This window comes from Shewanella jiangmenensis (assembly GCF_018596335.1).
GTDB lineage: Bacteria > Pseudomonadota > Gammaproteobacteria > Enterobacterales > Shewanellaceae > Shewanella > Shewanella jiangmenensis.
Genome location: NZ_JAHEPS010000003.1, coordinates 102,545 through 115,856, shown reverse-complemented (window position 1 = coordinate 115,856; position 13,312 = coordinate 102,545). Strand labels below are relative to the sequence as shown.

15 protein-coding genes are annotated in these 13,312 nt (G+C 55.0%); 7 read left to right on the top strand and 8 right to left on the bottom strand.

The features are described from left to right. Window positions 1–871: 871 nt before the first annotated feature. The 3 genes from KJI95_RS19590 (at window position 872) to KJI95_RS09390 (ending at window position 3,645) form a co-directional block, all read left to right on the top strand. Window positions 872–1,003, top strand: coding sequence for a hypothetical protein (locus KJI95_RS19590; protein ID WP_284730696.1), 132 nt, complete (start codon window positions 872–874; stop codon window positions 1,001–1,003). Then, window positions 1,003–2,358: an APC family permease gene (locus KJI95_RS09395; protein ID WP_214506937.1), complete on the top strand. Its 1,356-nt coding sequence runs from the start codon at window positions 1,003–1,005 to the stop codon at window positions 2,356–2,358. Before KJI95_RS19590 ends, KJI95_RS09395 begins: the two co-directional genes overlap by 1 nt. Window positions 2,359–2,676: 318 nt before the next feature. After that, window positions 2,677–3,645 (top strand): sulfite exporter TauE/SafE family protein, encoded by a 969-nt coding sequence (locus tag KJI95_RS09390; protein ID WP_214506936.1) that lies wholly within the window; start codon window positions 2,677–2,679, stop codon window positions 3,643–3,645. 91 nt (window positions 3,646–3,736) lie between these two features. Here the strand turns inward: KJI95_RS09390 and KJI95_RS09385 are convergent, their stop codons facing one another. Together KJI95_RS09385 and KJI95_RS09380 are read right to left on the bottom strand one after the other, a co-directional pair. Beyond that, a complete protein-coding gene (locus KJI95_RS09385; protein ID WP_214506935.1) occupies window positions 3,737–4,294 on the bottom strand; it encodes a YfaZ family outer membrane protein in 558 nt (185 codons plus the stop codon). A 251-nt stretch (window positions 4,295–4,545) separates the two neighbouring features. Beyond that, entirely contained in the window at window positions 4,546–5,148 is a 603-nt protein-coding gene (locus tag KJI95_RS09380; protein WP_214506934.1) for a histidine phosphatase family protein, read from the bottom strand. A gap of 279 nt (window positions 5,149–5,427) precedes the next feature. Between KJI95_RS09380 and KJI95_RS09375 the strand changes: the two genes are divergently transcribed. After that, window positions 5,428–5,883: a GNAT family N-acetyltransferase gene (locus KJI95_RS09375; protein ID WP_214506933.1), complete on the top strand. Its 456-nt coding sequence runs from the start codon at window positions 5,428–5,430 to the stop codon at window positions 5,881–5,883. Window positions 5,884–6,176: 293 nt separating this feature from the next. Continuing rightward, the gene (locus KJI95_RS09370) at window positions 6,177–7,361 is read left to right on the top strand and encodes an alginate export family protein (RefSeq protein WP_214506932.1); all 1,185 of its coding nucleotides are present in this window, start codon (window positions 6,177–6,179) and stop codon (window positions 7,359–7,361) included. Window positions 7,362–7,422: 61 nt separating this feature from the next. On the opposite strand, the gene KJI95_RS09365 is transcribed toward KJI95_RS09370, so the two are convergent. From KJI95_RS09365 to KJI95_RS09355, 3 genes are all read right to left on the bottom strand, one after another. After that, a complete protein-coding gene (locus tag KJI95_RS09365) occupies window positions 7,423–7,839 on the bottom strand; it encodes a GNAT family N-acetyltransferase (protein WP_214506931.1) in 417 nt (138 codons plus the stop codon). A gap of 86 nt (window positions 7,840–7,925) precedes the next feature. After that, on the bottom strand, window positions 7,926–8,840 hold the full coding sequence (locus KJI95_RS09360) for a DMT family transporter (RefSeq protein ID WP_214506930.1): 915 nt from the start codon (window positions 8,838–8,840) through the stop codon (window positions 7,926–7,928). A gap of 179 nt (window positions 8,841–9,019) precedes the next feature. Further along, a complete protein-coding gene (locus KJI95_RS09355; protein WP_214506929.1) occupies window positions 9,020–9,577 on the bottom strand; it encodes a hypothetical protein in 558 nt (185 codons plus the stop codon). Window positions 9,578–9,737: 160 nt separating this feature from the next. Here KJI95_RS09355 and KJI95_RS09350 point away from each other — a divergent pair, with 160 nt between their 5' ends. Beyond that, window positions 9,738–9,950 (top strand): hypothetical protein, encoded by a 213-nt coding sequence (locus KJI95_RS09350; RefSeq protein ID WP_214506928.1) that lies wholly within the window; start codon window positions 9,738–9,740, stop codon window positions 9,948–9,950. 70 nt (window positions 9,951–10,020) lie between these two features. Here KJI95_RS09350 and KJI95_RS09345 read toward each other — a convergent pair whose 3' ends face one another. Beyond that, the gene (locus KJI95_RS09345) at window positions 10,021–10,647 is read right to left on the bottom strand and encodes a hypothetical protein (protein ID WP_214506927.1); all 627 of its coding nucleotides are present in this window, start codon (window positions 10,645–10,647) and stop codon (window positions 10,021–10,023) included. Window positions 10,648–10,955: 308 nt separating this feature from the next. On the opposite strand from KJI95_RS09345, the gene KJI95_RS09340 reads away from it, so the two are divergent. Then, complete coding sequence (locus KJI95_RS09340) at window positions 10,956–11,480, top strand: putative hemolysin (protein WP_214506926.1); 525 nt, start codon at window positions 10,956–10,958, stop codon at window positions 11,478–11,480. Between the two features lie 133 nt (window positions 11,481–11,613). Here KJI95_RS09340 and KJI95_RS09335 read toward each other — a convergent pair whose 3' ends face one another. Together KJI95_RS09335 and KJI95_RS09330 are read right to left on the bottom strand one after the other, a co-directional pair. Beyond that, entirely contained in the window at window positions 11,614–12,222 is a 609-nt protein-coding gene (locus tag KJI95_RS09335; RefSeq protein WP_214506925.1) for a fumarylacetoacetate hydrolase family protein, read from the bottom strand. A 10-nt stretch (window positions 12,223–12,232) separates the two neighbouring features. Beyond that, complete coding sequence (locus tag KJI95_RS09330; protein WP_214506924.1) at window positions 12,233–13,246, bottom strand: succinylglutamate desuccinylase/aspartoacylase family protein; 1,014 nt, start codon at window positions 13,244–13,246, stop codon at window positions 12,233–12,235. Window positions 13,247–13,312 lie beyond the last annotated feature (66 nt).

The window sequence follows — 13,312 nt, the reverse complement described above, 5'->3', positions numbered from 1 at the left end:
GGGGGAGAGGGAAAGCGGAAAGCGAGGCAAATCCCTTTGAAAGCATCTCGAATCGACGGCCATCATCCCTAATCAGCACCTTTGTCAGCATCTCTGTCTGTATCAAAGCGAAAACTCTGGTTACACACTTACATCAGCTATGCCTTAACCATTGTTTTCACTTGATTATTCATCAATGACACTCACTGTATAGCATCCAGTAAACTGCAGCAATACCAACCGTGCCAAAGTCCAGACAACTATACTTAACGGGATAGATGGTTGTAGGAGCACAGCAAAATGAACACCTCATCCCATGGCCTGCGGGCCGTTAAAGTTACCGCCCGCCCCGCATAGCCGAGCGTTATGACTGCATAGTTAAAATCACAGTTAATATCGATTATTGCCCGTCAATGCCACCAAGATGCCGCGAAAACGCCGGGCTGACCAGAGGCGATTTGTACTTTGGCAATGCGCTATCCAAAGGGCAAGCTGGATGAACAAACTGCTGCCACAGAGTGACAAAACCCCAATGCCGATGCGGATTTGCTGATAACTCACTCGCCAAAACACCTTCCGGCGCGCAGCCCTATTCCTCGATTAACTATCATCGCCCTTGCAGGCAAGGCATGGTGTAAAGGCTGGCAAAAGCCTTAGTCGCCGGATGCTCATTCACAAATGCAAAAAATTGCATATTTGCTCTATTTTTTCTTGTAAGCCGGGGGGAGTGAATGCACAATGCGCCTCGGCCAATAAAACCCAAGCCGTGCTTTGCAATGGCAAGCATGGTTCCCGGGTTTGATTGCCGCACCAAATTCATAACGAGGCCGGCATATACCGGGAATGATAACGGGATTGGCGACAATCTCACGACAGAGCTTCAGTGAGGAACATGATGGGGAAAACCATTGCTTTCCTGCCGGCCTATGCCGGTTTGCGCCGCCCCGGCGCCCCCGATGCAGGGATTGGCATTGCGGGTATGAGTAACAGGGCCGACACCCCAAACGGTGAGGAGAAAGCATAATGGCGACCCAACAGGTTGGTTTGAAACGCACTCTGAAGCTGTGGCATGTGGTGATTATGGGCCTTGCCTATCTTACCCCCATGGCGGTGTTCGACACCTTCGGCATAGTTACCGACATCACCTCCGGCCATGTACCGAGCGCTTATCTGTTTGCGCTTATCGGTATGCTTTTTACCGCGCTCAGTTACGCCCATCTGGTGCGTAAGTTCCCCTCGGCAGGCTCTGCCTATACCTATGCTCAAAAGGTGTTTCACCCCAACGTGGGCTTTTTGGTGGGCTGGGTGTCGCTGCTGGACTATATGTTCATGCCGATGATTAACATGCTGCTGGCCAAGATTTACATGGAAGCCATGTTCCCGGATGTCGCGCCCTGGACCTATATCTTCGCTCTCACGGCGGTGATGACCATATTGAACCTGCGCGGCATTAAACTGGTTGCCAATTTCAACAGCCTGATTGTGATGATGCAGTTCAGCATTATTGCGGTGTTTATTGGCCTGATTGCCTGGGGCGTGTACCACGGCGAGGGCCTGGGCACTGTTGCCAGCAGCCGGCCGTTTTTCTCTGATGAGATGCAAATCAGCCCGCTTTTGACTGGCGCGTCGATTCTCTGCCTGTCGTTTCTCGGTTTTGATGCCATCAGCACCCTGTCGGAAGAAACCCCCGATGCCGGCCGGGTTATCCCCCGCGCCATCGTGCTGACGGCGCTGATTGGCGGCGTGCTGTTTGTGGGTACATCCTACTTTTTGCAGCTGTTTTTCCCGGATATTTCCCGCTTTCAGCAGCCAGACGCCGTGCTGCCGGAAATTGCCCTCTATGTTGGCGGTACCTTCTTCCAGGCGGTGGTGCTGGTGTGTACCACAGTGGCAGTGCTCGCTTCGGGGCTCGCCTCCCACGCGGGTGTGTCGCGTCTCCTTTATGTGATGGGGCGCGACCGCGCGCTGCCAAAACGCTTCTTCTCCTATGTGCACCCCAAGTGGCAAACCCCGGCGCTGAACGTGCTTTTGGTGGGCGCACTGGCACTGTCGGCGGTGTCGTTTGATTTGGAAATCGCGCTGGCGCTGATTAACTTTGGTGCTCTGGTCGCCTTTACCTTTGTAAACCTGGCAGTAATTGCCCACTTTTATGTGAAGCTTGGCTACAACAAGACGCTGAAAGATCATGTTACCTTTTTGCTGATGCCGCTGTGCGGCGCTGCCTGTATCGGGGTGCTGTGGCTTAATCTTGAACCGACCTCGTTTGAGCTTGGCATGATTTGGGCAGCCGTTGGCCTGGTGTACCTGTTCTTTAGAAAGGTGGTACTGCGCATTCCACTGCAAAGCCATCAGGCAGAAAGCCTTGAGAGCGCACAGTAATTGATAGCTTGACGCTGGCTGAGGCCGGCGTGATTAAGGGAGCCCAGGGCTCCCTTTTTTTGCCCTCGGCAGAAGTGCCTGCGACTATTGCGCTGATAAAAAAGCACCTAATGTAAAAAACCGCTTCGACGCAGACACAGACACAGGCACAGACACAGACACAGGCCCAATTTGAGCAGGCACGCACAGGACAACACATTCCGGCGCGCTGAACAATGTGCGCTTTATCACGGGCAGGCGCAGTGGTACATTTTGCGTCGCTGTGTCACCTTCATCGCCGGCCTAAGCTGCGCGGGTCTTTTTTGGGAGTAGGACCGGATGTTCCGCACTCGGTTGTTTCGTGTTTGGTTTGTGGTCGCCTTGCTGATGTGGCTGGTGCTTTTCAGTCAATTCTCAAGCATCGGCTTTTTAATCGAACACTGGTATTACCCGGCCATCATGGTACTGGGCGCTTTTGTTGCAGGTTCAACCCCCGAAGGCGGCGGCGCGGTGGCCTTTCCCATCCTCAATATCTTTTTGCAGATTGACCGGGCGATGGCGCGGGATTTCAGTTTGATGATCCAAAGCATCGGCATGACCAGCGCCAGTATCTTTATTTTGGCAAATAGCGATAACCGCAGCGTGTTCAAACCTTTGATGTGGATGATCCCGCTCTGCTTTGGCGGCTTTGTGCTGGGCATGGGCTATTTTCAGACCTTGCCCGTGTATGTCATTCAGGCGCTGTTTTTAAGCCTTATCACCGCCTTTGCGCTGGTGTACAGCCTTGCGCGCCACCGCGGCTGCCAAACCCAAATGCGCCCCCCAAAATCTGCCGAGTGGCCGCTGTTTGGCTTGGTGCTCATCAGCGGCGGCATTTGCGCAAGCCTCTTTGGCACCGGCGCCGATATCATCCTTTACACCCTGCTGGTGACCCTGTTTCGGATGCAGGAAAAAATCGCCACCCAGATGGCGATTATGTTGATGGCGGCCATGAGTATTCTTGGCTTTGCCTATCGCGGCCTTATCGATGACGGTCTCACCCATTATCAAATCCAGACCTGGCTTTCGGCCTACCCTGTGGTGCTTTTTATGGCGCCCTTTGGCGCGCTGGTGCTCTGCAAAGTCAATAAAGAGCTGATGCTGCGCGGCGTGGCAATCCTTAATATTGCCCAGCTGTCGTACTTTTTGCTGTACAAGGGCAGCAGCGACAAGTGGTTCTGGGCCAGCATTTTTATGGCGCTGCTGACGGCACTGTTCAGCCTAAGCCTGTGGCGACTCGGCAAGCGACCATCTGCAGCACTGCAATAACGGCAGCTTGTGTTAAGTGAAAAGCCAAAGCACAAACAAAAACGCCGCAAGGTTTGCCCTGCGGCGTTTTTTATTCAGCCGATATCACGCATTAAAAGCGGAAGTTGGCACCGAGGTAAAAGCCGTCTTCCAGATCGCGGTCGCGATGGTCGTCATACTGGATATGGATTTGGCGGTAGCCGACTTCAAAACCGAGGTTCGGGTTGAGGTCGTAGCCTAGGGCTGTGCTCCACTGATAGTGGCCATCGACGCCGGAGAAGCTCAGCACCGAGGGGCTGACGAAGGCAGAAGCTTTTACCGATAAGCCGTTGCCGATGGCGACCTGATATTTGCCGCCGAGGGACAACATGGTGCCGTCGGGACTGTTATCCATCCACAGGCGTGAGGCCATGGGGCCAAATTCAAACTGGTGCGGGCCTGAGTTGTGACTGAACAGCAAGGCGCCCTGCAGCAGGTGGTTGTCACCATCCACATACAGGTATTCGCCTTCGAGTTTGGCGCTCTGGGTAATGTTACCGGCCACAGCAACCGAGGCGCGATCGTCGTTCAGTTCAATGCCCATGTCGACGGCGGAGGCGGCGAAGGGAGCGGCGCCAAGCAGCGCGGCGAGCAACATGGAAGAGGTAAGCTGAGTACGTGTTACTGTCATGGAATTCTCCTGTGCCTTATTTCTGCTTATGTCTTGTCATCTTTCAGTCGGCCCGGGTAACAGAGCCGCTGTTTCGTGCCCATACTGGTGGTCAAAACCTTAACGCGAGATGAACAAGTACGATAACTTAGCGATAAGAAACAGTAATTTACAAAGAAGAATCAAAGCATAAACATTTCGCTTACCTCAGATTATCGAACGAGCTTGTCGCTTTAGCTCGGCGATTCAGCTTGTCAGTCCAGCACAGCGATTCAGCTGGCAGCCAGCGCGCCGCTGCAATCGACCCGGTGCACAGCGCCCTCTTCAAACCAATAGAAGGCATCCTGGGGCAAATCCTGCTGCCAGGTGTCGTCGTAGTTAAACTGCTGCAGCATACCGCGAAGCACGGCGCCGGTCAGGGCATGGCTGACTACCAGAATATCGCCCTCTGGCGGCAACTCATTCAACCAGGACTCAAGGCGCGAGCGCACCTCGCCGAAAGACTCGCCCTCCGGGGCATGCAGATACCAGTCCCGCGCATCCAAAAGCTCGGGGTGCTGACTTTTAAGCGCAGGCACGGTGCGCTGCTCCCACAGTCCAAGATTAAACTCCATCAGGCGCTCATCGCGAATAATGCGGCTGGCAACTATGCCAAGTTCGGCGCACACAATCTCGGCGGTTTGCAGCGCGCGGCCAAGGGGGCTGGCAAACAGCACCAGATGTTTAAGGTCGATAAGCCCGGCAAGTGCCTTGCCCATGGCCTCGGCCTGTGCCCGCCCTCTTGGGGTCAGGGGCGAGTTGCAATGGCCCTGCAGTTTCTGCTCAACATTGAAATAGGTTTCGCCGTGGCGCAGCACAAAAATGCGTCTGTTCATGATGTTCTCCAAGGGCTACAAGATGCAGAAAAATTATCCCAACGGGCAACAACAGGCAAAAAGCGTAATTTGAGTCAGATATGACCCTCAGAAGTGGTGAAATCAGGGCCAGGCTTGCCCCGTCTCACAGCGCACTGCCCCATAAAGGTGCATGCGCGCAGGAGAGTTTGCATCTAAATCCATCTAATTCAATCAGTTGAATATAGGCACAGCCTTTGCTGTGTAGCCAATACGGCCTGTGAAACCAATCAAACGTCCCCGTTTTAAGGAGTTATGAGGATGAAGATACAACTGGATGATTTAAGCCACCCGGCGGTGAAATCCCTGCTGCTGGAGCACCTTAAGGACATGCACGCCAACTCGCCGGCCGAGAGTGTGCACGCCCTCGACCTTGCCAAGCTAAAACACCGGGACATCCGCTTTTACACCCTGTGGCAGGACGACACCCTCGCCGCCTGCGGCGCGGTAAAACAGGTGGATTTGCACAGCGGCGAAATCAAGTCGATGCGCGCCAGTAAAGCGCTGCGTGGCCGCGGTTTTGGCCATGCGATGTTGATGCATCTTGAAAGCGAGAGTCGCCGCCTTGGCTTTCAGCGGCTCTACCTTGAAACCGGCACCGCCGATTACTTTTTACCGGCCCAGCGGCTCTATCTCTCCCACGGTTTTGAGCCCTGCCCGCCCTTTGGCCAGTATCAGGCCGATCCCTACAGCCTGTTTATGACCAAGGCGCTGTGACACCTGAGCTATGATGCCTTGGCTGTGATACCTGAGTGATAATGCTGAAGAGATAATACGCAGTGGAATAACGCAGGTCGTTGGGCACACCAATGGGCGCAGCGACCTGAAAATACCCACTTGGAGGTACGCCAATATAGGTATAACCCATTGATCCAATTCACACTTTAGCCTAACAAACCCCGACTTGGTGTAAAACTTGTGCCAGATCAAAAAGCCGCCAGCTGACATGCCCATAACATGCCGTCCAAAGGAACTCCCGAACGATAACAACCAGTCCCGAGGATGAGAGAATGAAAGTCACCACTGCCGCACTCGCCGTATCCGCCGCCCTGCTCAGTCTGTCAAATGTTGCCGTTGCCGACCCGGTCAGCAAAGCCCTGGTGGAAGATGCCAAGGTTAACGTGCAATTCCGCGCCCGCTTCGAGCAGGTGGATCAGTTGTCAGACACCCAGGATTTGACCTCTCTGCGCACCCGCCTGACCTATCAGACCGGTGACCTGTCCAACTTCTTTGCTGTTGCCGAAGTGGACGATGTGCGCTCTACCGACGAGGAGCCCTGGATTGCCGATTACGAATATACCGAAATCAATCAGGCCTTTATCGGCTTTAAAGCGCCGGCAGACACGGTCGCCAAGTACGGTCGCCAGCGCATTATTTTAGACAATCAGCGCTTTGTCGGTGGTGTGGGGTTCCGTCAGAACGAGCAGACCTACGATGCCTTCTCGCTGGAAAATAAAGCCATTGCCAATCTCACCGCCTATTACGCCTATGTAAACAACGTCAATCGCATTTTCAGCGAAGCCTCGGGCAATGCCGATCATAAGAACGACACCCACCTGCTGAACCTCAACTACAAGGCCAATGGCTGGGCGGATATTTCAACCTACGCTTATCTGATTGATAACGATGACAAACCAAACTTCTCTACCGACACCTACGGCGTACGCCTTGCCGGTAAAGGGGATGTGGGTGCCGTGAAACTGGCCTATGCGCTGGAATACGCCAAGCAAAGTGATGGCGGCAACAATACGCTCGCTTACGATGCCGATTACCAACTGGCCGAGGCCTCGGTGGGCTTCAGCGGTGTTAACTTCAAACTGGGTTACGAAGTGCTTGGCTCAGACAATGGCAACGCCGGCTTTATCACCCCACTCGCCACCCTGCATGCGTTCCAGGGCTGGACCGATAAGTTCCTGTTTGGCGGCGCCGGTAACTGGAACAAGGGCATACAGGATCTGTACGCCTCAGTGGGCGGCGGCCTTGGTGACTTCAAGTGGCTGGCGGTATACCACCAGTTCGAGTCCGATGTGGACAATATCGACATGGGCGATGAATGGGGTGTGAGCCTGAGCTATCCGTTTGCCAAGCACTACAGCGTCGAAGCCAAGTACGCAAGCTTCAGCGGCGCCGACGCAGGCTACGCCTTCAGCAGCGATACCGATAAGGTGTGGCTGACGTTTGAAGCAAAATACTGATAATACAATGCATTAATGTAAAAGCCGCCCATGAGGCGGCTTTTTTGCGGCGTGTAACAGCCTACAGCGCCTTAACCAGATACAGGCGTTTGCCGCCATCAAAGGGATAATCCTGCTGACACCACACCTCGACATATCCTCGGCCAAGGTAAAAAGCGGGCGCCTGAAAATCCAGTGTGTCGAGCAGCAGCGCTTTGCAGCCCCGTGACTTTGCCAGCGCTTCGGCCTCGGCCAGTAAGGCCTTGCCAAGCCCCTTGCCACGGCAGCTCTCATCGACCCACAAATAATCAATCATGCACCAGTTGCCAAAGGTGCGTCCGCTTATGCCGCCAAGCAGCCTGCCATCGGCATCCACTGACTTAAGCCCGAGGGGCCGGCGTTTGCTGGCATCCCAATGCTCAGCATTAAAGGCGGCTATCTGCGCCTTGATGGCCTCGGCAAAGTCCGCCGACTCATCTTCCACAATTGCACCTTCCACAATTGCAGCTTCCACTATGCCAGCTTCAACTATGCCATCTTTAAAAATAGCATCCTTAAAAATGGCTTCTTCGTGATCCCCGCTGGTCATGCCCCGCTCCCCTTTTTAAACACGCCGCGGCTTATGCCGCCGAGGCGAGCCATGCTGAGGCTGCCGGTGCTGATGGCCGTACCAAGCAGAATGATGGCTGTGCCAAGCAGGGTGTGCCAGCCGATGTGCTCATGAAGAAACAGCACTCCCCATAAAATACCAAACACAGGGATTAAAAAGGTGACAGTGAGCGCCGAGGTCGCGCCCACCTCATCCACCAGCCGGAAATAAAGCAGATAGGCCACGCCGCTGCACAGTACCCCTAAAGTCACCACAGCCGCGAGGGTGCCCACGGATGGCATGGCCGCCGGCATCGGGCTTAACAGCACTACCGGCAGCAGCCACATGCTGGCCGCCCACATGCTGCCATGGGCGTTGTTGTAGGGCTCACCTACTTTGGCCGCCTTGGTGTAAATACTCGCAATGGCATAACACACGGCGGCGCCAAGCCCGGCGGCAAACGCCAGTCGCCCGTTAACATCAAGGGACAGACTCTCAACCCCGGCAAGCAGCAGCACGCCGCAAAAGCCGGTGATCAGTCCAAGCAACGCCGCTCCTTTTGGCATGGTGCGATGCCAGATGGCAAGCAAAAGCGCACTCCACAAGGGCGCAGTGGCGTTAAGCACCGACATCAGAGACGCGCCAAGCTCGGTGGCGGCAAAGCCATAGAGTAAAAACGGCAGCGCGGTATTCATACCGCCCAAAATCAAAAAGTGCTTCAGCGGCGCACTGCCGTTCAGGACTTTTTTCAGATAAAAGGCGCCGCCAAGCAAAAACAGCGCGCCAAAGGTGACCCGAAGGAACATCAGCCACGCCGGGCCAAGCTCCACCACGCCAATGCGGATAAACAGAAAAGATGCGCCCCAGATAGCGGACAGCAAGAGTAATTTAAGCCAGGCCCCTGCGGACATGATGCGTTCCCCCAAACAGCAAGGATGCCAGTGTAGGGAGGCGCATCAAGACTGTAAAGCAGGACGGGGCAAGGCGATGCCAAGGGAGGTGTTTTCGGCTGCTGTGATGACAAGGAGAAGCTAACGGCCTTCTTTGAAAGAAGAACTTAAAGAAGAACCTAAATAAGAACTTAGAGCCGTCAGTCGAGGCGGCGCCAGACCTCTTCTTCTTTCAGCACGCCCTCTTCAACCCGGCGGGTGTGCCACTCGTTGCCGATAAGCTCAAATTCGAATTCAAACCCCTGCCCCTCGGGCACGTCAAACGAATTGAGTGTCGGAAACTCGGTATAGCGCTTGCCATCAAGGCGGTATTTACCACTGCCGGCAGCCCAGAATTCCCGCTTGCCTTTCACGGTTTTAACTGTGGTAAAGCTGAAGTGACCGGCGGAAATCACCTTGATGGCACTGAGCCCCAGGCTTTGATAATCCACCCACTGGCCTTCGCCATCAAGATAGCGGCCGGACACCAGGGTCCAGCTGCCGTTAAGAGTTGAAGCTTGGGCGGGCACGGTTGTCGCTGCGGCCGATTGTTCTACCGTTTCCGGGCTGACCTGTGACGCTTTGGCATCATCAGCAGCTGATGCGACAGAGATTGTGCCAATCAATACAGAAAGCAGTGCGCCGATTAATACCGAAGGCAAGGTGCCAAATGCGGCCACTACGGGTGTTATATCCCTGAATTTCAATCTCATTTTCATGCTATTTCTTCCTGTGAAAAGCGCCAGCTGTGAACCGCTTGCATTGTGCACAGTTTCCGGGCACCTTGCCCACCTTTTCAGCAAAATGCAGTTTTCACGCACACAAACACCCGCCCATGGGTATAATTGGCCGCAACCGCGTAATTATGGGCAACACACCATGGCCGATTTCAGCCTTATCAACAAAAACAGCAGCCACTCATTCAATGCGCAAAAACGGCTCATCAAAGAGTTATTTGCCGGTAAAACCATTCCCTGCGACAAGTGCGGCAAGCCCTTGTCTGCCAGCCTGCCTGCCGCCAACGAGCCGCATCTGCTTGGTCATATCCGCTGCCCAAAAGGCTGCACCGACATCGAGCTGGAGCTGGAATAAGCCGCTGCGGCAAGCTTAGCTCTGGCTCAGTTCTGACTTAACTCAGACTGAGCCTCGATTGATGCAAGGCTCAATCGAGGCTCAGGATTTTGCCATCCCAGCTGATTTCATACCGGCGGATTTCCATCAGCCGTGGCGGCTCTGCCATCGGCTGTCCCGGCGCGTGCACCAGCACTTCGCCGTTGACCAGCACCGGCAACATGGCGTGATCCGATGGCGAAAAGCTGCGGATATCGACTCGGTCACCGATGAAAATCGAATCCAGATGGCCGATGGCACGCTTCTCTTCGTTCAGGCCATAGAGCCCCAGATACCAAAAGCTGCCTGAGCCCTGATTGGCCACCATAAAAGGCGCAATCAAGAGTTTAAGACCACGGAAACTGGCATTCAGCGGCTGCAGATCTTTGTAGCGCAGCAGCACCTCGCCGCGCACCGGGCCGTCTTCAAACTGGCCTTTCACATAAGAGTGGCCGCCAAGCTCAACAAATTCGCTCAGCTTGCTGCGCACCTTGGTGTCCGGCACATTCAGCACAAAGGGCGCCTTGGTGTTGAGGGTGAACAGTTGCCACATCACGGCATCCTGCACCGGCGCAGTGACCGCCTTTTTGGGCGGCGGCGGAGTTTGGCAGCCCGGCAATGCGGTTATCACCACGGCCGACAGCGCTGCCGCCAGCAGCGGACGAAATTTGTTCATCATATTTACCTCTTGGGTGTAGATCGCGCCACAATACCACGCTCGCCAACATTGCGAAATCGCCTGCCAAACATTTGTGATCGCCACAGAAACACTAACGCAATCAGTCAGTAGGTCTATGGTATTATCCATCGTGAGCTCTTATGCTGGGGTCAGTTTATTCTGGGCGACTTTATTCTGAGCCACTCTATTGTGGCTCACTTTAGGGTGGTTCACTTTATGTTGGTTTACTTTAGTTGTGGGCGAACGTTCAAAACATGCCCCAAAACTTGGCAAAACTCACAGGGATGCTCCCTGTCACAGGAGGTGTTATGAAAAATTCTGCATTGGTATTGCTGTCCGGTCTGGTGCTGGGCCTGAGTCTCGTTGGTTGCTCCGATAACGCAGCGCCCGCCAAGACTGAGCCAAAAGCCGACGCCGCTCAGGAAGTAAAACAGGAAGCCGCCAAGGTCGTTGAAGCGGCCGAAGGCAAGCTTCAGGAAGCCACCACAGGCCTTGCCAACCCTGGCGCCGATTACTGCGTCAAACTCGGCGGCGAGTACAAGATTGTTGAAGAAGCGGCTGGCAAGCGCGGCGAATGTCACCTGCCCGATGGCAAAGTGGAAGATGCGATGGCCCTTTATCGTGGCCATGCAACAGCCGCTGCCGACAAGCTGGCTGGCGAAGCCAAAGACGTAATAGGCATGGCCAACCCGGCCGCCGAATACTGCGTCAAAATTGGCGGCGAGCACAAAGTGGTGCAGGAAGCGAGCGGCGAAGTGGGCTACTGCCACCTGAAAGACGGCCAGGTTGTGAATGCCTGGGAATATTTCCGCGCCCACCATCAGCAACAGTAATGCTGACCTTTGACCGTTTGAGGTCAAATTTTAAGGGCGACCCACGGGTCGCCCTTTTACTTGCCCCATTTTACCAGCCTTTTGGCCTGCTCTTTTGCTTGGGCTTATCGCTTGATGAGCACAGCATCGGGTCTCAGCGCGCCTGCCAGCTCACGCTGGTCAGAAGCTCACCGTGGCGCAAAAGCTCTGCATGGTAGTGGCCCCCCACCTGCAGCGGCCCGACACCGGCCGGGGTACCTGTCATCATGATGTCGCCATCTTCCCAGCTCATAAAGCTTGATACTTCCTCAAGCAATGACTCGGGCGAAAACAGCATCTGCCCGGTATGGCCCTGCTGCAATACAGCGCCATCGAGGGTCAATCTGAGCTCAAGGCCGTCGCTGCCATTGCAGGGCACAAACTCACCAAAAAGCGCTGAGCCATCAAAAGCCTTGGCCCGCTCCCACGGCAGCCCCTTAGCCTTCAGCCGCGCCTGGCTGGCGCGCTTGGTTAAATCGAGCCCCACAGTCGCCGCAATCAGCTTGCCGGACGCCACCATAAAACAGATTTCGGCCTCATAGTGCAGCGGCTCGCCATGCTCGGCATGCAGCACATTGCCGATGGCACTGGCAGGTTTGACAAACACCACCGGCTCCTCAGGCAGCTCGTTGCCAAGCTCTTTGGCATGGTCAGCATAGTTGCGGCCAATACACACCACTTTGGAAGGACTGATGGCCTTTCCGGCCAAAAATACCGCTTTCATCAAAGGTTCCTTACGCGTATTCCATTAAAAATTCATCGAGTTGTTCGTTGACGATTTCAAGGTCGTCATCGGCGTATTGGGCGATGTGATACAGCCCCTCGCCTTCGTTGGTCACCGGAATATTGGTAATGCCGATAACTATGCCGTCACTGGGGGCGCGAATAGGCAGGGTATCGCTGCTGTGTGGACTTGCCAGGTACGCAAGAATATTGCCTTTTTTCACCCGCTGGCCAAGCTTGATTTTTTGCAGCACCAGACCATCGGCTTCAGAGCGGATCCAGTAGCTGCGACGGGATGCCACATCGGAGCCGCCCTTCGACAGCCTGCCCTTTTGCATCCCAAGATGACGCAGCACATTGATGCAGCCCTTAAGGCCGGTGCGAATGGCCGCCTCGGAAAATCGCAGCGCTTCACCGGCTTCATACAAAATGCACGGCACACCGGCCTTGGCGGCAAAACCGCGTAGCGAGGTTGACTTGGCATCGCTGTGCATAATCAGCGGCGCACCAAAGGCGCGTGCCATGCCCATCAGCACCTCATCGTCGGTGTTGCAGCGGATTTGGGGTAAGTTGTCGCGATGAATAGCACCGGTGTGCAAATCCACAATGTGGGTCGCGCGGGACACGAGCTCCCGGCTGACCAGATGCGCAAGCCGGCTTGCCAGCGCGCCCTTGTCAGAGCCCGGGAAGCAGCGGTTAAGGTCACGCCTGTCGGGCAAATAGCGGGATTTTTGAATAAAACCAAACACATTGACTACAGGCACCATCAGCACTGTGCCACAGAGCGCCTTGGGATTGATGCGGCTTTTAAGCCGCCTGCATACTTCGATGCCGTTCAGCTCATCGCCGTGGATGGCGGCAAGCACCAGCAGCACAGGCCCGGGCTTATTGCCGTGAAACACTTCCACCTGCAAATCCACCGGCGTGTCGTTATAAAGCCGTGCCACCGGCAGCGACACCGGGACAAGGGTCCCGGCGGCAACCGATACACCACCAAATTCAAAGGGTTCGCGTTTTCTGGCCATCTGCACATCCTTTATGCAATTTTGGCCATTGTAACTCAGACAGGCATGAAGGGAAGCGCCGCCTTC